Raw genomic sequence first — 21535 nt, forward strand, 5'->3', positions numbered from 1 at the left:
TCCCAAGAGTTTTTATCTTGTAAGCTATTTACCGGTAAAATATGTAACTCCGGATTTAAACAAAGGCTGGTATTTATTCCCATAAATATTCTTTGCCACATTCTTACCATAACGTTCAGAATGTCCCATCTTACCTAATACACGACCATCCGGACTGGTAATCCCTTCAATAGCCCATACGGATTGATTCGGATTATATCGACTGTCATAAGAAGACAACCCCTCATAGTTAGTGTATTGTGTAGCAATTTGACCATTAGCTGCCCATTGTTCAATTTGTTCAGGAGAAGCAATAAATCGCCCTTCTCCATGGCTAATAGCAATACTATGTTGATCTCCCGGTTTCATAGTAGCAAACCAAGGAGATTTAACGGAAATCACTTTAGTTGTTACATATTGCGATAAATGTCTTCCGATAGTATTAAATGTTAGCGTTGGTGCATCTGAAGTAAGAGGCTTAAATTCACCATAAGGAACTAACCCTAACTTAATTAAAGCTTGGAACCCGTTACATATCCCTAAAACTAATCCATCTCTTGTATAAAGTAATTTTTCTAAAGCATTTTCCAGCTTTTGATTTCTAAATAAAGCAGCAATAAACTTGCCAGAACCATCCGGTTCATCTCCGGCAGAAAATCCTCCCGGGAACATAACAATCTGTGCTTCATTAATTCGCTTTACCATTTCATCAACAGATTCTGTAAGTTCTGCCTGATCCCTATTCCGAATAATATAAATATCCGTTTCAGCTCCTGCTCTTTCAAAAGCACGTGCGCTATCAATTTCACAATTATTTCCAGGTACTACCGGAATAAATACTTTTGGCTTAGTAATAGTTCTTCCGCTATAGGAGACAGAAGATTGACTATAGTAAGGAAGGGTTGGAATACTTTCACTAGAGCTATCTGCTCTAATTGGGAAAATAGATGTTAAAGTCGATTCCGATGCCTGTAATAACTCTTCAATAGAAACATGCTCATCATAAAGAACAAATTCCGTTCCGCCCGTTGTTCCAATAATTTTTACACAAGCTTCCTTAGCCCATTCCAATGCTATAGATTCATCAGTTTCAACAAGAATAGCACCATAGAAATTATCAAAAAATTTATGTATTGGAATATTTCTATTAAAAATAGCCCCAATCTTATTACCAAAAGCAGCCTCTGCTACAGTAACAGCAAGACCTCCATGACCTACTGCTTTCATAGAACGTATATTTCCTTTTTTGACTTCATTATAAAGGAATGTGGCATGTTCTTTAAAAACATCCAAATCAGGCATTCCAAATTCATTCTTGGGCATTCCAAAAAGAACTAAAGTACTTCCTTCTTGTTTCCATTCTTGACTCACAGCTTCTGACGCTTTCCCCGGTGCAATAGCAAAAGATACTAAGGTAGGTGGTACATTCATATCATTAAAAGTACCGCTCATGGAGTCTTTACCCCCAATAGCACCTATCCCCAGCTCTTTTTGCATATAAAAGGCCCCTAATAAAGCAGCAACCGGTTTTCCCCAACTGGAAGCATCTGTTAACTTTTCAAAATACTCTTGCAAAGTAAGATAGGTTTTAGTCCAATCCGCTCCCATAGCTACCAAACGAGTCATGGATAATAAAATTGCATATACAGCACCATGGAACGGGCTCCATTCTGCAAGCTCGGGATCAAATCCATGTGCCATAAAACTAGCTGTATCCGTTTCACCTTTTCTTACCGGAATCTTAGCTACCATGCCGTCAGTCGGTGTTTTTTGATAAATCCCACCATAAGGCATAAGTACTGTTCCGGCACCAATAGTACTATCAAAACGTTCTGCCAGCCCTTGTTCTGATGCGTTATTTAATTCGCTCAATCTTTGCAACCAAGTTTCTTTTACAGTGAGAATAGCAGTCGATGATAAAAAACTTTCATCTGCAGGAGCTGTAATATGTACTTTTCGTGTTTGTCTTGCACCATTAGTATTTAAAAATTCTCTACTAATATCAACAATAGTGTCACCCTTCCACTTCATAACTAAACGTGGATTTTCAGTAACTTTAGCAATTACAGTCGCTTCTAAATTTTCTTCTGCTGCATAAGCAATAAATTTTTCTACATTTTCAGAGGCTACAACAACGGCCATACGCTCTTGTGATTCTGCAATTGCAAGTTCAGTTCCTCCTAAACCTTCATATTTTTTCGGTACACAATCTAAATTAATTTCTACTCCATCGGTTAGTTCACCAACAGCAACAGAAACTCCACCTGCACCAAAATCATTGGAACGCTTAATTAAACGAGTAACCTCTCCTCGACGGAAAAGACATTGAATTTTTCTCTCCGTAATAGGATTTCCCTTTTGAACTTCTGCTCCACAAGTTTCAATAGACTCTACATTTAATTGTTTAGAGGATCCGGTAGCTCCCCCCATACCATCTCTGCCGGTACGTCCACCAACCAAAATAATCTTATCACCAGGTATCGGCTTTTCACGAATAACATGTTTTGCCGGTGCAGCTGCAACTACTGCGCCTATTTCCATACGTTTTGCCACAAATCCGGGATGATAGTACTCCTTAACTTCTCCTGTTGCAAGTCCAATTTGGTTCCCATAAGAACTATACCCTTTAGCCGCTTCCAATACAATCTTCTTTTGTGGAAGTTTTCCTATCAAAGTTTCCGAAAGCGGAGTACAAGGATTCCCTGCACCGGTTACTCGCATAGCTTGATATACATAAGCTCTACCGGACAATGGATCCCTTATACAACCGCCAAGACACGTAGCTGCACCACCAAAAGGCTCAATTTCCGTTGGATGGTTATGTGTTTCATTCTTAAATAAAAGCAACCAATCTTCTTCGCCTTGCTCTGTTCCTACTTTAATTTTTATAGTACAAGCATTAATTTCATCAGATTCATCCATTTCCTGAAGCTTACCGGATTTACGCAATTCTTTAACGGCCGCTGTTGCCATATCCATTAGTGTAACTGGACGTGCTGTATTTTCTCCATATATAAAATTTCTTGTGTTTAGATAAGAAGAAAGAGCTTCTTCAATAGGTTTCATATAGTGTCCGTCATCACAGGTTACTTCTTCTAAATCCGTTGAAAACGTGGTATGACGACAATGATCAGACCAATAAGTATCTAATACACGAATTTCTGTTTCTGTTGGGTCTCTGTGTTCTGTATCTCTAAAGTAATCTCTAATTAATGTCATATCCTCATTACTCATAGCCAGCCCCATATGAGAAATAATAGAGGAAAGACCTTCTTCATCAGAAGAAATAACTCCCTTTACAACAGGAACAGCAGAAGGTTGTTCAATAGAAAGTGCTAGAGTTTGTACTTCTTCAACAGAAGCTTCTCTAGATTCCACCGGATTTACCAAAAATTTTAAAATACACTTACGATCTCCTACTTCAAAGTTCCCGAAAAATACATAATGTAACGCACATCTTACTCGAATTCCATCATTCCCTGTAAGAATAGCCAAACATTGTTCTGCAGAATCTGCACGTTGATCATACTGTCCCGGTAAAAACTCTACAGCAATAACAATATCACCGGTAGGTAAATCACCAGTAATCGTATCTACCGGAGGTTCCGAAAAGACCGTAACCTTCGCCTGTTCATAATCGGCATCATTTATTCCTTGTACATCATATCGATGGTATATTGCTACACTATCAATTTTATCCCCGAGAATTTCTTTTAAATCATTACATAAACTTTTTTCTACTTGACGAAATCCTTCTTTTTTTCTTACATAAAGACGTCTAATTGTTGACAAAGGGAACACTCCTTTAGTACCTAATGCAAAAAGAAATAGAACTAGAAACTCAGAATATCTTACATAATTAAATCTAACATATTTTATATTATCATAACTGAGATAGAAGCACCAAAGTTCCTACTACAAAATAAGAAGTTTTAATTTCAGTCTACCTACTTCCAACTCAAGTTAAATGTTTCTTACTGGCTAATTCTTTTCCAATAATCTCTTTCTTCAGTTTTTGTAAAGAACAAGAAAGATTAATTTCCATAATATCCGGATTTACTAACCGAGTGTATTCCGGCCACAAAATCCCTATTTGTTGTTCGGCATAAACAATAGTTTCATTAAGACTAGGTAACTCGCAAGTCTCTCCATCAATAATAAGCGGTTTCAACATATTATGTACAATAAATGTACCTGCTTTAAGAGTCTTTTTCCTCCAAGGAGCTGATTCGGTAATTAAGGTAATATCTTGCGTAGGATTAATTTGTTCTTCATCCAAGCACATTAAATCTGTAATCATTTTACCATTGTCTTTTCTATAAAAACGTAAGACTTGTTTAATTCCCGGATTAGTAATTTTTTCCACATCCTCTGAGATTTTCATCATAGGACATAATTTTCCTTGATCAAAGCGTGCACACATTTTAAATACTCCTCCCAGAGCAGATGATCCATCTGCCGTTATGCATTTTGTTCCAACCCCCCAAGAAGTAATTTCCGCCTTTTGCTGTTTAAGCGACTGAATCAAATATTCATCCAAATCATTAGAGCCACTGATAATTGCATCAGGGAATCCTGCTTCAACAAACATTCTCTTTGCCTCTTTAGATAAATATGCTAAATCTCCGCTATCAATACGAATTCCATATACTTTCGGCAGTTTATCAGCTTTTTTAAGTTCTTTAAAAACGGTAATTGCATCAGGTACTCCCATTTGGAGAACATTATAAGTATCTGCTAAAAGAATTAAGTTCTCATGATAACATTCTACATACTTACGAAAAGCATCAATTTGATGATCAAAACTCATTACCCAACTATGTGCCATAGTTCCTAAAACAGGTATGTGAAATGTCTTTCCCGCCTCTACATTGCTAGTACCATTAAATCCGCCAATCATAGCAGATCGTGCCCCCCACAAACCTGCAGAATACCCTTGTGCACGACGAAGTCCGAATTCCATTAATGTATCATATGGTGCAACTGTTCTAATACGTCTGGCTTTAGTTGCAATAAGACTTTCATGATTCATTATCATAGAAAGCCCTGTTTCTATAAGCATAGCTTCCATTGTAGTTCCATGAAAACGTAATAATACTTCACCGGGAAAAGCAATGGTTCCTTCCGGCATAGCATAAATATCTCCGGTAAACCGGAAAGACATTAGATAAGAAAGAAAAGATTCTTCAAACATTCCTAAACTACGTAAATATTGAATATCTTCTTCTGTAAACTTAAACTTTTTTATAAACTCTACTACATGAACTAATCCTGCAACAACACTATATCCTCCACAAAATGGATTCTTTCTATAAAACCGATCAAACACAACACGATTTTCATGTTTCCCTAATCTAAATAAAGCATGTGCCATAGAAATTTGATAAAAATCAGTTACTAAGCTGGTTGATGACATTTGCTAGCTCCTCTCCTAATTCACATATCTGTGTAGTTTTAGTATATCATTGAAATAACTTTCTCTCATTATGTTTGTAAATTCATTTTAACCTTAAAATAATAAAACAGAACTTGTAAAAAGCTCTGTTTTATTATTTAGCGTCTTCCTTATTTTTCAAAATAGCAATAGGTATTTCTGTTAAACTTTTTAAAACTGCAATGGCTATTTCTTTAGTATCTTTAGTCGTATGAACTACACAAGTAGCTCTTTTAGCATTAATAGTAGTTAATACCCCAAGATATTCATATCCTTCTATAATGCGATTAATATAATTCACCATATGTGGTGGTACTTCTATGTATAACTCATCATACATGTGCCGGTCTCCTTAAAATAGTATAAGGAATTAAATCTACTTCAGAGTGCATAATTAACTCTTCTAATGGATGAGGTGCTTTCTCTATTTCTAATCCTTCTTTATTATGAAGTTTACCAATAGTTATTGTAAATACATCGCCTTTAGGAGATAGACACTCCACAACTTCACCTACTCTAAAATGATTACGTTGTTGAACAATTGCTTCTTTTTTATCAGAATTATATCCTAAAATTAACCCCACAAAGTCATAAGACTGTGTAGGTTGTGATTCATCATATTCCTGTGCAGTATAATCCGTTTTTTGGAAAGCAAATGCAGTAGTATATGGACGATGAGACACTTTCTCCAATTCTGCACGCCATTCCCGGTGAACTTGATAATCCGCAGGATTCTCATAATAAGCATCAATAGCTTTTCTATAAGCAGCTACTACAGCCGCTACATAGTATACACTTTTCATACGACCTTCTAATTTAAGACTGGAAGCGCCTGCCTCAATTAATTCCTTTACATGGTCAATCATACATAAATCTTTACTATTGAATATATAAGTGCCATGTTCATCTTCTTCTACAGGCCAATACTGTCCTGGTCGCGATTCTTCAACTACGGAATATTTAAAACGACAAGCTTGAATACATTCTCCTTTATTGGATTGACGACGTCCTTTAGTGAAAAAATTAGATAAAAGACAACGTCCTGACCAAGATATACACATTGCTCCATGTGCAAAAACTTCTAATTCCACATCTACATGTTTATGAATATCAGATAACTCTCTTACTGAAACTTCACGTGCCATAACTACACGTTCTGCTCCCATATCTTTCCAAGCTTTTACCGTACGCCAATTAGCTGAACTCGCTTGTGTACTAATGTGAATAGGTAGTTGAGGTGCTACCTCTCGTGCTAATTGAAACACTCCTAAATCAGATATCAATGCTGCATCTACATGAATTGATTCTAAAAACTGTAAGTATTCTCCTAACCCATTTAAATCTTCATTGCGAGGAATAATATTAACAGTTACATATACTTTTCGATTTCGGTCATGTGCAAAAATAACCGCTTCTTGTAATTCTTCATTCGTGAAGTTGCCACCATAAGCACGAAGCCCAAAGCCTTTTCCTGCTAAATAAACAGCATCTGCACCATATAAAATAGCCATTTTCATTTTTTCCATATTACCGGCAGGTGCCAAAAGTTCAACTTTTTTCATAAATCTTCCTTTATGAGATAAAAACAGACTGCTGTATATACCAGCAATCTATACATCCATTATTTATAATTCACTTTTTTCGAGAAATACATAAACCGTCTCCGGATTCCTCGATAACCGTATCATAATATGTTTTAACATAATTAATATATTCACGGAGTCGCATAACTATCGTTCTATATTTATGTGCAATAGGTTTATCACTTGTAACCAATCCTCTAAATAACACATTATCCGCTATAACTATCGCCTGTGTAGCTAATAACGGCTCAATCATTTTTAATTGTCTTAAATACTGTCCTTTCGGTCCATCAAGAAACACGACATCATAAGAGTTTGAAAGTATCGGTAATATGTCCGATGCATCTCCACAATAGCCATTCCAACGAGAAGCTACCCCTGCTTCACAAGCAGCTCGACGTGCTCTTACATAACGAGTTTTATTCAATTCAACGGTATCAATTACTGCCGAAGGAAATTTTGAAAGTAATAAAAGGGAAGAATATCCTATAGCCGTTCCTATTTCTAAAATTCGTCTCGGATTTAAAGTTTTAATAGCAGAAATAAACCGCTCCCTTTCCTCCGCACGAATAATAGGTATGTTATCACGTAATGCTTCATTTTCTAATTCTTGCAGAACAATTTTTATATCTTTCACTTTTTCTCCTATGAAACTTGTGCTATAGCCGCCTCATGCTCTTGCAAAGTTTTAGTAAAAATATGATGCCCATCCGGTTTTGCTACATAATATAAATAATCTCCCGGAGACGCGTCCAATACAGCCTTAATTGCACTAATACCCGGTGCACCAATAGGACCTGGCGGTAGTCCATGTCGTAAATAAGTATTATAAGAAGATTCAATCTTAGTATCTGCAATAGATAACTCTGCTTTAGTTTTTCCTAATATATATTGAATAGTTGCATCAATTTGTAAAGGCATATCAAGTGCTAACCTCTTTAAAATTACAGAAGAAATTAATACTTGGTCTTCCTTAAATTTTGCTTCACGTTCTACCATCGATGCAATGGTCATTAAATCATGAATACTGATATTTTTTTCTGCTGCCTTTTTTCTTATTTCAGGAGAAAGCATTTCATCAGTTCTCTCATACATTAAATCACATAATTGTTTCGCCGTATACTCTTTCGGGATATCATAAGTATCTGCAAATAAAAATCCTTCACCTTTTATTTCTGCGGTTTCTGCACCGTACATGTAAGGAAGCGGTCCATAAGAAGCTGCTTCCTGTTCAAAATTCTTGGCACCTTGAATTCCGGCCTGTTTTAATACTTGCGAAATTTGTGCCACCGTATAACCTTCAGGAATAGTAACGGTCACAAAATCATTAGCTCCTTTATGAAGCTCTATAATAGCTTCTTTTACGGTAATTCCTTGCTTGAATCTATAATGCCCAGTTTGAAGATTATTACTTTCCCCCTTAACCGCCAAAGCCGCACGAAATACAAAGGGACTGGTGATAACTTTATTTTCAGCTAATATTTCACCAATTTCTGCACCGGTAGCATTAGCCGGAATTTCAATAACAACAGTTCCATCAACATCCGGTTTCTGTATCTGATAAAAATACTGTCCTATCCAAATAAACAACATGAATATAGTCACAACAATCATGACATAACCAATCCATAAAGTAATTTTATTTCCACGACGCCTTGACTCCATATACTTTTGTCTAGCCTCTTCATATTTTGCTTGCTTATTTGCTTTTTCTGCCTGACGTCTTAATTCCATCTTTCTTTCAAACTTACGTCTTTTTCTTTCTTCACGTAAAGCCTTTTCTTCTTCAGTTTCTTCTTTTCTAGAACGCTTATGTTTCTTATTTTGATTATTAACGGACAAATCATCTTTGGTATCTGATCCAACAATCAAGTCAGATAATGAGTTTTTATTATCTTTTTCGTTCATAATTTTATTCCTTTGTAAAACCATGCACCTCAAGGTGTATTTTAGAAATAAATATTCTAAAAATTTAAAACAAACGACAATTTATTATATCATAGCTCCTAGATGCAAGTGAAATGTTAAAGATTCTAAAAGTCTTCTGTTGCTGTAGTTAATACGCCATCCCCATTAAAGGAAGGAATAAATATTTCATCAGAAGAATCCTTTTCTTGTACATACCCATCAACAATTCCCAAACACTCCATTTCAGATACTGCCTCCGCATACTCCTCGTCAGTAATACGTCGATTTATTTCAGAAAATTCCTTGGCACGTCCCCACGGAATATATTGTCTCATTAAAGAAAATAATACTTGACCCGGTTTAAATGTTTCTGCAATATATCGCAAAACACCTTTTGTATTTTCCAATTGTCCCGGCAAAATAAGATGTCGTATTAAAACGCCACTCTGTAAGATACCGTCAGCACCTATTTTATAATTTCCTGTCTGTCGATACATTTGCTCAATAGCTGCTGTTGCTTTTTCAAAATAGTTAATTGCGTTACTATATTTTTTTGCCGGCTTTTCTAAACTATATTTTAAATCCGGCATCCAGCATTGAATTTTATTTTTAAGAAATGCTACAGTATGTACACTTTCATAACCACCACAGTTATAAATAACAGGTACAGGAATCTCTTCCTCTAAACTTTGATAGATTGCATGTGTAAAATGTGTTGGTGTTACCAAATCAATATTATGTGCACCTTTTTTTATTAATTCCCAATAAATTTCTTTTAAACGTTCTATGCTAATCTCTCTTCCATTTAATAATTCTGAAATTTCATAATTTTGACAATATACGCAAGATAAATTACAACCACAAAAAAATACCGTACCGGCTCCCCTTTCACCACTAATACAAGGTTCTTCCCAATGATGAAGTGTCGCACGAGCTACAATAGGCAGCATTCCCACATGGCAATACCCTACGTCCCCTTTTAATTGCATTGAGTTTTTTCTATGAATGTTACATGCACGAGGGCAAATATTACAAATACTCAAGATTTCCTCCATATGTTTTAATAATACTCTATATTTATAATACCATTCTAAATATAAAAAGAATGGTTCCTATAAGTTCCATTCTTTTTATATTTAGAAATTTATTTTAGGAGTAGTAAATGTTCTACCTAAATCCGCAATCATCTGCTTATCTAATACCGGATTTCTTCCCCCCGTCGTTAAATACCCACCAACCATAATACCATTAAGTCCACCATTTATTGCTAAGGCTTGTAAACTCCTTAAATTAACTTCACGTCCTCCGGCTGTACGAATTAATGCTTTCGGAAGAATAAATCTAAAAACAGCAAAAGTACGTAAAATTTCTAATGGTGATAATGATTTATTTTGACTAAAAGGGGTTCCCTTAATCGGATTTAATATATTAAGAGGTATAGAATCAATGTGCAGTTCTTTTAATTTAAAAGCCATTTCTACCCGCTGTTCTTTAGATTCACCTAACCCCAATATGCCACCGGAACATACCCGAATCCCGGCTCTTTGTGCAGTACGTATAATGTGTTCTTTATCTTCCATGGTATGAGTCGTACAAATAGAAGGAAAATAAGAGGGGGCTGTTTCTATATTACAATGTACACGTGTAATCCCCACCTCTTTTAATCGAATAGCTTGTGTTTTTGTAATTAACCCTAAAGAGCAGCATACTTCTATTTTTACTTCCTCTTTAATACGTTTGACAACTCGTATAATTTCTTCAAATTCATTTTGATTATCTTGATTTCTCCCACTTGTAACAATAGAAAATCTAACAGCTCCTGCCTGTTTGGATTTATATGCAGCAGCTATAATTTCATTTTCCGGTAAAAGTTTATATACATTAGCACCGGTCTTCCACCACCCGGACTGTGCACAAAATTTACAATCTTCAGGACAATGTCCACTTCTCGCATTAATAATGGCACAAAAATCAACCCCTTCTCCACTAAATTTTTGTCTGATTTTATCCGCCATAGCTAGCAAAAGCATAGTATCTTTATCCGAAGTATTTATTAAATCGATGGCTTCTTTCCGGCTAATGGTATATCCATCAATCACTTTTTCTGCCAATTCTATAATTTGATGATAACCTACCTCCATCTTATATGTTTCCTCCCTATTCATCTGTATAATTAAATTTCTTATACTTCAAGAATACTTATCCTCTAAAAATAAGTCAACTTTTTATTTTATTTAAGTTGACTATTTATTCAAAAAAAGAGTGCTGTCTACAAAACATAGTACATCACTCTTTCCTCATGTTGATTACATTAATGCTTCTGCAATCTTATTAAGGTTATCTTTCATACGTGCAAGATAAGTCATTCCATCTTCAGCTGATTCTATAGTATGAATAGCTTCTGCTTTAGCACCAGCTTCCTTTGCTAAAGTTTCAGACACAGCAGGACTTACTAAATCTTCTGTAAAAATAACTTTAACATTATGTGCCTTACAGAAGTCAGTCAATTCCGCCAATTTCTGTGCAGAAGGTTCTCCTGATGCAAATACATCTTCTACACTTTCTTGAGAAATTCCTAAATCACGACAAAGATACCCAAATGCTGCATGTCCGGTTACAATTTCCTTGCGAGTTGCATTAGCAACTTTCTTCATATATTCTTCTTGCATCTTATCGATTTCATCAGCAAACGCCATATAATTTTTTTCAAAATATTCTTTGTCTTCCGGAGAAATCTTAATCAATGCATCTTTTACTGCAGAAGCTTCTTCCTTAGCAGAAGTAAGTCCTAACCAAGCATGAGGATCATACGCACCATGTTCTTCAATTTCTTCCGGATCGGTTAATTCGATAGGCTGTACATGTTCTGCTAATGCAACAGACATGAGATTATCTGCACTAGCTGTCTGTATTGCTTTATCAGCCCATGCTTCCATTCCTAAACCATTATATACAAATAATTTAGCTTCCTGTAATTTTTGTACATCGCTAGTTTTTAATTCATAATCATGTGGTTCAATGCCTTCCGGAATAATGGTGGTCACATCCACCTTATTGCCACCGATAGCTTGTGTAATTTCTTTCATAGCATCAAAAGAAGCTACTACTTTAATCTTTTCTGTAGTATCTTGTTTTGCCGGGGTTTGACTCCCACAACCTGAAAAAGCTAATGCAATAGATGCGCCTAAAGCAAGAGCTGCTACACTTCTAGTAAATACTTTCTTCATTTACTTTCCCTCCAACTGATAAATATCAGTTCACAATTACCTTATACATAGGTATAATAAAAACATAAATTTAAGAATGATTCTTATATTTATATGATCTCTTAAAATATGAAAAACGTCAAGTTATTTTTATTTTATTATTAAAAACAAGATATTCTATGCTATGATGATACAAAAATGAGGTTATTTTATGATTATTATAGAAAATTTATTTTTTAAATATACTGGGCAAACACCTTATACTCTTTCAGGTGTTAATTTGCTAGTCCCTAAAGATTCTTATATTTCAATAGTGGGAAATAACGGCTGTGGAAAATCCACACTTTTAAAACTTATTTTAGGCTTCCTTTCTCCCACAACAGGTACTATTCAAATAAAAACTAATAAAATCGGATATGTACCCCAAAGACAAGAGTTTAACAGTGCTTTTCCTATTACAGTACAAGAAGTAATTTATTCTTATGGAAAATTGCTTCATATGAAAAATATTAATGTATGCGAAATATTATCTATTACTCAAATGCAAGACTTTAAAAATCAATTAGTAGGAGATTTATCCGGAGGTCAATATCAACGTATGCTGATTGCAAGAGCACTTATGGGCACCCCGGATTTATTAGTATTAGATGAACCATCTACCGGAGTAGATATATCCAGCCAAAAAGAAATTTATAAAATATTACGTGAATTAAATAAAAACAAAAAACTTACTATTCTTTCTGTAGAGCATAACTTATATGCAGCAACAGAAAGTTCATCCATGATTTATCATCTATCCGATGGCAAAGGACATCTTTGTACCCCACAAAACTATTTGAAAGAGTATATAGCAAAGGAGGGATTCCCTCATGCTTAGTTATACTTTTATGCAAAATGCATTGCTTATTTCCATATGCATTGCTATATTATGCCCATGTATAGGTATCTTTTTAGTATTAAAACGTTATTCAATGATTGGTGATACATTGGCACATGCATCTCTTGCGGGTGTTACCTTAGGACTTTTCTTTAACAAAAGTCCTATTATCTCCGCATTCTTATTTACCTCTTTTGGCGGACTCGCAATAGAATTTTTAAGACAATATTTTCGAAAATATACTGATCTTATTTTAGCTATTATTTTGTCTATGTCTGTAGGAATTGCTATTACACTGATTACATCAGGAGTTTTGCATGCGAATGCTAATATGTATTTGTTTGGAAGCATGCTCACCGTAAGTAAAACTGATTTAATAGTTACTGCATTGCTAAGTATAATAGCGGTAGCTACCTTAATTACTTTTTATCACCAACTACTATATTTAGCATATGATGAAACAGCAGCTAAAGTTGTAAATGTAAAGGTGAAAACAATTAATTATATCTTTGCAATTTTAGTGGCTGCTGCCATTTCTGTATCCATCCGTTCTGTAGGAATATTAGTAATATCTTCTATGGTGGCATTGCCGGTAGCATCTGCTTTGCAACTTAATAAAGGATTCCGTGCTACATTATTCACTTCTATTGCTTATAGCTTTTTGGATATTCTTTCCGGACTAATTATCTCTTATTATGCGGGAGCTGCTCCCGGCGGAATTACAGCTCTTATAGCAACAGGAACACTTTTGTTAACTATAGTAATTAAACAAATTCAAAAAAAGCTTTTTACTTACTAAAAAAAGCTTTTTACTTACTAAAAAATAGCATATAACAAAATATGCTATTCTTTTAGCTTTATATCTTTTTGGTAAAGTTAAATTTGCACCCATGACTTAAAAATTGTAAAATAATATGATATGTTTTATAAATTCCATTAAGAAAGGGAGTTTCTTGTGAAACGCTTACAGCATTCAATAAAAAAAACCGTTGTATATAAAGGAAATGGGCTTCATTCCGGAATTCCTGTAACACTTACTATGCACCCTGCAGCTCCCGGCACAGGAATTATATTTCGACGAATCGATTTACCTAATCAGCCGGAAGTACCTGCACATATAAATTATGTAACGAATACACTTAGAGCAACCACCCTGGAACGCAACCTCGCTAAAGTGTTTACGGTAGAACATATTCTATCCGGACTTTATGCATTGCAGATTGATAATTGTATTATCGAAATGGACTCTCCGGAACCTCCGGTAGGAGACGGAAGTTCTAAGGTATTTGTAGATTTAATATTAGAAGCCGGTATTGAAACACAAAAGGAAGAGATAGAAGTATTTGAACTTCCCCACAGTGTTTCGGTATATGAGGAGGATAAATTTATTGCTGCACTCCCTTATAAAGGATTACGTGTAACTTTTACTTCTGTAAACCCACATCCTTTATTAGGAACTCAAGTAATGGATTTAGAAATAACCTCTAACTCCTATATAAAAGAAATTTCAAGTGCTCGTACTATTGGTTTTACCAAAGAAATTGAAACCATGCACAAGATGGGTCTTGGTTTAGGTGGAACACTAGAAAATGCAGTAGTGTATTCGGAAAAGGATTGCCTTTCAAAACCACGATGGAGTGATGAATTGGTACGTCATAAAATTCTTGATATTTTAGGTGATGTATCTCTCGTAGGACCATTTAACGCTCATATCATTGCAGTACTTGGAAGCCATAAATTAAACGCCGATTTATCAGCAAAACTCATTCAACTTCGAAATGAATATGAGTGTAAATAGAGGAGGATTCTCATGCAATTAAATATCGATCAAATTTGTGAAATTTTACCACATCGTTATCCCATGCTTCTTGTTGATAAAATTATTGAGTTGGTTCCCATGAAATACGCTATAGGAACTAAATGTGTATCCATGAATGAACCTTTTTTTCAAGGGCATTTCCCTAAACATCCGGTTATGCCTGGAGTTCTAATTTGTGAAGCCATGGCACAAGTCGGTGGAGTCGCTTTAATGTACCCTGAAGAAAATCGTAATTTAATTCCAATGTTTACCGGCATGGATAAGGTCCGCTTCCGTACGCCCGTACGTCCAGGAGATGTGCTGACTACTAAAGCTACTATATTAAAAACAGTGGGACGCATGGGTAAGGTACATTGCGAAGGCACAGTAAACGGTGCTATTGCTGCAGAAGCAGATTTCCTCTTCTATTTAGCGGAAAGTACTACAGACAGTTCAAAAAAATAAAAATTCACTTAAATAAGTAAAAAAGCATAGAAAAAGAAAGATATTAACAGAAAATCAGTTAAAATAACTTTTTTTAACTGATTTTAACTGTTTATAAATAAAAAGAAATGCAGATTATATTATAAGAATAAGATTGCTATTTTATTACGGAGGCAATAGGATTATGGAGCTTAAAGTTATAAAAAGAGTGAATCCGGAGATTCACCCCTCTGCCATTGTAGATCCTACCGCCGTTCTTCACAAAAATGTTATTGTTGGACCATATGCTGTGATTGGACCTAACTGCGAAATAGGAGAAGGTTCTATCATAGATGCACATGCGGTTATTGCTGCTCATACTAGAATGGGTAAAAACAACCATATTTTCCCTCATGCCGTTATTGGAGAAGAACCGCAGGATTTAAAATTTCAGGGAGAATTCAGTACAGTAGTAATTGGAGACTTTAATAGTATTCGTGAATATTGTACTATTCATCGTGCAACCGGAGAAAATCAAGAAACACGTATCGGTTCTTATAATATGTTTCAAGCCTATGTACATATAGCTCATAACTGTAACCTAGGAGATCATATTGTTATTTCCAGTTTTTCAGGTTTAGCGGGTCATGTCACAATAGAAGACCGTGCTGTCATTGGTGGAATGTCCGGAATTCACCAATTTGTTAAAATTGGTGCCGGTTCTATGGTAGGCGGTGTATCTAAAATTGTTCAAGATGTTTGTCCTTTTGTAATTGTAGACGGAAATCCGGCTCGTGTTATCGGATTAAATAGTGTGGGACTTGCTAGAAACCATATCACAGCTGAAGTAAAGAAAGAGCTAAAACGTGCTTTTAAATTAATATTCCGTTCAGGATTAAAACTAGATGATGCTATTCATGAGATGGAACAAGAATTATCTTCTACTCCGGAAATCGAACATCTTTTGGCTTTCTTAAGAAATTCTGATCGTGGACTTTGTCGTACACGTGAACGATAAAAATAATAAAAAACAGGTGTTTATAAAGCACCTGTTTTTTATTTGAATTCAAATATCTTCTATTTTATTTTTATGATAAACCATAAATTGATGTGGAATATCTCCAATACCTTTAGTTGACTCTACTAAAGTCCATTGTTTTTCATCAAATGTAGGAAAATAAGCATCTCCATCATAAGATATCCCCAATTTAGTTATATACATTTTATCTGCATAATCAAAGAGTAACTTGTATATATTAGCTCCACCAATAATAAAGTTTTCCCCTTCAGGTAAACTTTGCAATAATATATCTACATCTGAAAATAATTTAACACCTTCCGGAACTTTATAACCGGTATTTTTTGATAAAACAAAATGTATTCTCCCCGGTAAAACTTTAGGTAAACTTTCAAAGGTTTTTCTTCCCATTATAATAGGACGTCCCATTGTGCACTTTTTAAACCACTGTAAATCATCAGGTAAATGCCATAACAATTTATTATCGCCACCAATCACTCCATTGGAAGCTACTGCAACTATAATTGATAAACTCATACTGACACCTTCATAGAAATTTTCCCTAAATGCTGATAGTTTTCTAAAATTATATCTTCCGGCTTAAATTCATAGAAATTCTTAATTTCCGGATTAATAAGTAAATGAGGCGCCGCTAATGCTTGTTCTCTCCTATCCAGTTGAAGTTTTAACGGTTCTACATGGTTTTCATAAATATGTGCATTGTTTATCACATGTGTAAATAAACCGGGACGAAGATCAGAAACTTTTGCAACCATACAAGTTAATGCAGCATATTGGGCCATATTAAAAGGAATACCTAATCCCATATCACCGCTTCGTTGTACTAACATACAATTCAATCGTCCATCCGATGATACATCCCACATAGTCAAAAAAGCACATGGTTGCAATGCCATCTCCGGTAAATCTTCTACATTCCACATAGATACTACCATTCTGCGACTCTGTGGGTTTTCTCTTAATGTAGCAAGCAACGTGTCTACTTGATGGTATTTACCTAATTGATAACCATACGCTTTACCAATAGTACCATCCTCTTTCATCCACTCATCCCAAATATGGCAATTCCACTCTTGTAATAAACGTACATCATTAGATTGTTTTTGCCAAATCCATAAAATTTCTTTAATAGCTGTTTTAAACGCCACAAATTTGGTTGTCAAAATAGGAAATTCTCTCGCTAAATCAAACTGCATAATTTGATGCGGTAATTTATATGCAGGCATACCGGTGCGATTCTGACCGAAAGTTCCTTGTTTTAGAATATTCTCAACGATATTCAAATATTGTATATCGGCACAACTCATTATAATCTCCTTTATATCTGAATCTTCTTCAAAAATATTATTAATTTTTTACATACTCATGTTCTCGGTATTTTTATCTTATGCAAAACATCTTGAATAGCTGATAAAAATATATTTCCATACTTTTCCCATTTGACCGGTCCCACTCCATATATATTCATCATCTCGGTTTTATTCTTAGGTATATATTCTGCCATTTCTTCCAGTGTTCTATTCGAAAACACTCTAAATGGTTCAATCCCTTGTTGTCTTGAACAAGAAAGCCGAATAGAAGACAAATATTTATAAATCCACTCTTTTTGAACTTCTTGCTTTTTATTTTCTTGCTTCTGATTTAGTTTCTCTAATTTCTTTAAAGCAAAATCTTCTTTAAGTACCTTCAAAAAGGGACGTCCATATTTTTGTAGTTTAAAATCTCCTACACCATTAATTTTTCCTAACTGCTGAAAACTAGTAGGCACTTCTGTTGCCATTTCTTCTAAAGTCGCATCCGAAAATATAACAAAAGGAGGTACATGCTCTCGTTGTGCTATAGTACTACGCAATTGTAATAATTTCTCATACAATCTATCATGTGATAATGGTTTATAAAAATCGGTAACAGTTTGCTTAGCAATCATAGCATCCACTCCAGGTGCTAACCCCTTAACTTTCGCTTTCCCCAACAATACATGTTCAGCTTTATTTGTCAGTTGTACTATAGGGTAAGGCTCACCGACTTGCTGTAGATATCCATCTGCAATTAACGTATGTAATATACTTCGAATGGAATTTGTTTTTTCAAAAGAAAGTTTTCCATAAGTCAATTGTTTATTTAGTTGGTGAGAAAGAATATATTGAGACCGACTTCCTTTTAATATATCAGCAATCACAGAACTGCCAAACCTTTCCCCAACATTTCGTATGGTACGAAATATTAATGTTGCCAAATCAGTAATATCTCGCTCGCTATGCATAGTTTCACAAGAAGAACAATGATTACATACTTGAGTAGGTTTCTCTCCAAAATAAGTTAAAATTGTATTACGTAAACAAGAAGTTGTACCACAATAAGCAATCATTTTATGTAACCGACGATACTCTATTTGTTTCTGCTCTTCCGACAAGTCAGATTGTGATAATAAATACTTGTGTATGCCTACATCTTTAGCATTATAAAATAAAATACATTCTGCCTTAGCCCCGTCTCGCCCTGCACGTCCTGCTTCTTGATAATAGGCTTCTAAACTTTTAGGCATTTGATAATGAATTACATAACGAACATTACTTTTATCTATGCCCATACCAAAAGCATTAGTAGCAACCATAACCATTTTTCTCTCATAAGAGAAATCATCTTGTGAATTATATCGTTCTTCATCAGCAAGCCCTGCATGATATTTCCCGACAGATACACCTTGTTGTTTTAATAATTCATATATAGAATCTACAGCTTTTCGTGTAGCGCAATAAATAATACCGCTCTCTCTACTATGCATTTTCACATACTTCAAAAGCAATTGATTCTGCTTCTCTTTAGGTAATCCACGAAAAACACGAAAAGATAAATTCGGACGATCTAAGCCAATACGTAAAAGCATAGCCTGCTCAAGACCTAAACTTTTTTTTATATCAGCTTCTACTAAGGGTGTTGCCGTAGCAGTAAAGGCTGACACTATAGGTTTAACAGTAAGAGAATCTATAAACTCTCTAATTTTTCTATAGCTGGGACGAAAATCATGTCCCCATTGAGATACACAATGAGCTTCATCAATAACAACCATAGATAAAGGAACTTGACTTAAGCAATCAGTAAAGTAAGAAGGTTCCAATTTTTCAGGAGCCATATATAATATTTTAATTTTACCTCTATACACATCTCGTAAGCACTCAATAGACTCATCAAAAGATATGGTGCTATTCACATATGCAGCCTCAATCCCTTGTTCTTTTAATGCTTCCACTTGATCTTTCATAAGTGAAATTAAAGGAGAAATGACAACAACTCCATAAGGCATTAGTAAAGAAGGTATTTGAAAACAAATAGATTTTCCCGCTCCGGTAGGCATAATAGCTAATATATCTTTCTTCTCTAAAAGAGCTTGTACAACTTCTCGTTGTCCTTTGCGGAAATTATCATATCCAAAATACTTTTTTAATAATGATTCCGGTGATTGCACATCCATCTCTCCTTTCTAATATGATTGCTTATTTATTTTACCACATATATAATCATTAAATTTTTCGAATTTTCAGAAAAAGTAATATAATAAAAACAGCCATACGATGGAGGGCATACTTAATGAAAAAACACAAAAAAACAAATGTAATGAGAATGTTAGACCAAGCGCACATTCCTTATGAAACAAAGTCTTGTGAATATACAGAAGAAGATCTCTCAGGTATACATACAGCCAATATACTAGGATATAGTCCCAATATGGTTTTTAAAACTATTGTTACACAAGGAGATAAAACCGGTCCGATTGTGTTTTGCTTACCATCTTGCTATGAATTGAATTTAAAAACAGCTGCTAAAGTAAGTGGTAATAAAAAGGTGGAAATGATTCCTGTAAAAAATCTCCTTACATTAACAGGTTATGTAAGAGGAGGATGCTCTCCTATCGGTATGAAAAAAGAATTTCCAACTTATATCGATTCCCATTGCAAAAACCATACATTAATCAGTATCAGTGCCGGTCAAAGAGGGATGCAAGTACTTATTTCTCCACAAGCACTGATTCAGTTTATTCATGCTATTGTTGTAGAGATTACAAAAAAATAAAGCGGTCAAATGACTGCTTTATTTTTTATTATTATAAGGACGCTTGTTCTAATGCACGTTGTGCCGCTTCGAAAAACTGTTTATAAGATACTGTCGCACCGGAAATTCCATCTACTTTATTTAACTCTTGTGTCTGTAAAAGTGCTTCCCCATAGGATTTAATAGCACTTACTGCTAATTGTGCTTTATTATAATAAATTTTATTTTCAATTTCTCCATTTGTCTTCCCATAGCTTTCGTCTTTAAGTGTTCCGTCTTTCTTATATCCTTCAAAAGTACTTGCTATAATTTGATGGTCTTTAATAGTAATAGAAATTTTCCCATAAGCCCCTCTGTCATCAGGGTCGCTTATTCCTGAAAAAGTACCATCCTTAGCTTTAGCAAGCAATTCTTTCGTATTAATTTGCGGCGGCATATATTCCATTTCATTAGATACTTTTTTATCTGCCGGAGTAGTTACAGAACTCTCTGTACCACATCCCCCTATAAGTACAGAAGCTACTCCTGCTGCTACTAATACACCGTATTTTGTCATTTTATTTTGCTCCATGTTCCTGCTCCTTTGTTTTTTCTATATGCCCATGGTTAATAATAATAATTCTTTTGGCAGCAGCACCAACTAAACCGGAATGCGTAACAGTAATAATAGTATGTCCTTCTTTATTAAGCTGTCTAAAAATATCCATAACTAAGCGTTCATTCTTTTCATCTAAATTTCCCGTAGGTTCGTCTGCCAAAATAAGAACCGGATAGTTTATTAATGCACGAGCAATACAAACACGTTGCTGTTCTCCGCCTGAAAGTTCTCTAGGAAGGTGTTCGGCTCTATCAGCAAGTCCCACACGATCCAAGGCTTCCATTGCCTCTTTTCTATCAGGAATACTATGGTAAAATTGTGCAACCATAATATTTTCTACTGCAGTTAAATAAGGAATTAAATGGAATTGTTGAAAAACCATTCCCACTTTATCTCTTCGGATTTGTGTTAATTCTTCTTTTGATACATTATTTAAATTAATACCGTCTAAAATCACTTCTCCGGAAGTATGATTATCCATACAACCGATAATATTCATCAATGTGGTCTTTCCGGATCCGGATGGTCCCATAATTGCCAACCAATCACCTTTATCTACAGTCAAATTAATCCCTTGTAATGCAGGAACACGGCCACCATAAAGCATACCTACATCTTTTAATTGTAATAAACTCATAAC

The 21535-nt window shown here is 34.9% G+C and carries 20 protein-coding genes; 6 read left to right on the forward strand and 14 right to left on the reverse strand.

The annotated features are described in order from the left end of the window. Window positions 1-24 precede the first annotated feature (24 nt). From BCB69_RS04800 to BCB69_RS04840, 9 genes are all read right to left on the reverse strand, one after another. Window positions 25-3771, reverse strand: a complete 3747-nt coding sequence (locus BCB69_RS04800; protein WP_069177167.1) for a phosphoribosylformylglycinamidine synthase — start codon at window positions 3769-3771, stop codon at window positions 25-27. A 166-nt stretch (window positions 3772-3937) separates the two neighbouring features. Next, window positions 3938-5395, reverse strand: a complete 1458-nt coding sequence (locus BCB69_RS04805) for a nicotinate phosphoribosyltransferase (RefSeq protein WP_069177168.1) — start codon at window positions 5393-5395, stop codon at window positions 3938-3940. Between the two features lie 133 nt (window positions 5396-5528). Beyond that, window positions 5529-5753, reverse strand: coding sequence for a DUF4911 domain-containing protein (locus BCB69_RS04810; protein WP_022513616.1), 225 nt, complete (start codon window positions 5751-5753; stop codon window positions 5529-5531). After that, window positions 5746-6975, reverse strand: a complete 1230-nt coding sequence (locus BCB69_RS04815) for a peptidase U32 family protein (protein WP_069177169.1) — start codon at window positions 6973-6975, stop codon at window positions 5746-5748. Before BCB69_RS04815 ends, BCB69_RS04810 begins: the two co-directional genes overlap by 8 nt. A 70-nt stretch (window positions 6976-7045) precedes the next feature. Further along, complete coding sequence (locus BCB69_RS04820; RefSeq protein WP_069177170.1) at window positions 7046-7633, reverse strand: O-methyltransferase; 588 nt, start codon at window positions 7631-7633, stop codon at window positions 7046-7048. A gap of 8 nt (window positions 7634-7641) precedes the next feature. Beyond that, on the reverse strand, window positions 7642-8904 hold the full coding sequence (gene mltG, locus BCB69_RS04825) for an endolytic transglycosylase MltG (protein WP_236887178.1): 1263 nt from the start codon (window positions 8902-8904) through the stop codon (window positions 7642-7644). A 125-nt stretch (window positions 8905-9029) separates the two neighbouring features. Continuing rightward, window positions 9030-9947 (reverse strand): radical SAM protein, encoded by a 918-nt coding sequence (locus BCB69_RS04830; RefSeq protein WP_083990018.1) that lies wholly within the window; start codon window positions 9945-9947, stop codon window positions 9030-9032. A 93-nt stretch (window positions 9948-10040) separates the two neighbouring features. Next, window positions 10041-11045, reverse strand: coding sequence for a biotin synthase BioB (bioB, locus tag BCB69_RS04835; RefSeq protein WP_083990019.1), 1005 nt, complete (start codon window positions 11043-11045; stop codon window positions 10041-10043). Window positions 11046-11210: 165 nt separating this feature from the next. Next, window positions 11211-12131, reverse strand: a complete 921-nt coding sequence (locus BCB69_RS04840) for a metal ABC transporter solute-binding protein, Zn/Mn family (protein ID WP_069177173.1) — start codon at window positions 12129-12131, stop codon at window positions 11211-11213. 190 nt (window positions 12132-12321) lie between these two features. On the opposite strand from BCB69_RS04840, the gene BCB69_RS04845 reads away from it, so the two are divergent. The 5 genes from BCB69_RS04845 to lpxA all read left to right on the forward strand — a co-directional run bounded on the left by BCB69_RS04845 (window position 12322) and on the right by lpxA (window position 16226). Further along, complete coding sequence (locus BCB69_RS04845) at window positions 12322-12987, forward strand: metal ABC transporter ATP-binding protein (protein ID WP_022513608.1); 666 nt, start codon at window positions 12322-12324, stop codon at window positions 12985-12987. Then, the gene (locus BCB69_RS04850; protein ID WP_069177174.1) at window positions 12980-13786 is read left to right on the forward strand and encodes a metal ABC transporter permease; all 807 of its coding nucleotides are present in this window, start codon (window positions 12980-12982) and stop codon (window positions 13784-13786) included. The genes BCB69_RS04845 and BCB69_RS04850 overlap by 8 nt, the downstream gene beginning before the upstream one ends. Before the next feature lie 156 nt (window positions 13787-13942). Continuing rightward, on the forward strand, window positions 13943-14785 hold the full coding sequence (gene lpxC / locus BCB69_RS04855) for a UDP-3-O-acyl-N-acetylglucosamine deacetylase (protein ID WP_069177175.1): 843 nt from the start codon (window positions 13943-13945) through the stop codon (window positions 14783-14785). Between the two features lie 12 nt (window positions 14786-14797). Beyond that, window positions 14798-15250, forward strand: a complete 453-nt coding sequence (gene fabZ, locus BCB69_RS04860; protein WP_022513605.1) for a 3-hydroxyacyl-ACP dehydratase FabZ — start codon at window positions 14798-14800, stop codon at window positions 15248-15250. 163 nt (window positions 15251-15413) lie between these two features. Then, window positions 15414-16226: an acyl-ACP--UDP-N-acetylglucosamine O-acyltransferase gene (gene lpxA, locus BCB69_RS04865; protein WP_022513604.1), complete on the forward strand. Its 813-nt coding sequence runs from the start codon at window positions 15414-15416 to the stop codon at window positions 16224-16226. Window positions 16227-16274: 48 nt separating this feature from the next. Here the strand turns inward: lpxA and BCB69_RS04870 are convergent, their stop codons facing one another. Genes BCB69_RS04870 through recQ form a run of 3 tightly spaced genes read right to left on the reverse strand, consistent with a single transcriptional unit; the run spans window position 16275 to window position 19719 of the window. Beyond that, on the reverse strand, window positions 16275-16763 hold the full coding sequence (locus BCB69_RS04870; RefSeq protein ID WP_022513603.1) for a dihydrofolate reductase: 489 nt from the start codon (window positions 16761-16763) through the stop codon (window positions 16275-16277). Beyond that, the gene (locus BCB69_RS04875) at window positions 16760-17554 is read right to left on the reverse strand and encodes a thymidylate synthase (protein WP_069177176.1); all 795 of its coding nucleotides are present in this window, start codon (window positions 17552-17554) and stop codon (window positions 16760-16762) included. The genes BCB69_RS04870 and BCB69_RS04875 overlap by 4 nt, the downstream gene beginning before the upstream one ends. Window positions 17555-17610: 56 nt before the next feature. After that, window positions 17611-19719 carry a DNA helicase RecQ gene (gene recQ / locus BCB69_RS04880; protein WP_069177177.1) on the reverse strand — a complete coding sequence of 703 codons (2109 nt, stop codon included), beginning with the start codon at window positions 19717-19719 and terminating at the stop codon, window positions 17611-17613. Window positions 19720-19835: 116 nt separating this feature from the next. Between recQ and ybaK the strand changes: the two genes are divergently transcribed. Beyond that, the gene (gene ybaK, locus BCB69_RS04885) at window positions 19836-20318 is read left to right on the forward strand and encodes a Cys-tRNA(Pro) deacylase (protein WP_022513600.1); all 483 of its coding nucleotides are present in this window, start codon (window positions 19836-19838) and stop codon (window positions 20316-20318) included. Between the two features lie 31 nt (window positions 20319-20349). Here the strand turns inward: ybaK and BCB69_RS04890 are convergent, their stop codons facing one another. Further along, a complete protein-coding gene (locus tag BCB69_RS04890) occupies window positions 20350-20868 on the reverse strand; it encodes an FMN-binding protein (protein WP_236887179.1) in 519 nt (172 codons plus the stop codon). Continuing rightward, complete coding sequence (locus BCB69_RS04895; RefSeq protein WP_022513598.1) at window positions 20855-21532, reverse strand: ABC transporter ATP-binding protein; 678 nt, start codon at window positions 21530-21532, stop codon at window positions 20855-20857. The genes BCB69_RS04890 and BCB69_RS04895 overlap by 14 nt, the downstream gene beginning before the upstream one ends. Between the last annotated feature and the right edge of the window lie 3 nt (window positions 21533-21535).

The sequence above is a fragment of the Dialister pneumosintes genome (assembly GCF_001717505.1).
In the GTDB taxonomy this organism is placed as follows: Bacteria; Bacillota; Negativicutes; order Veillonellales; family Dialisteraceae; genus Allisonella; species Allisonella pneumosinta.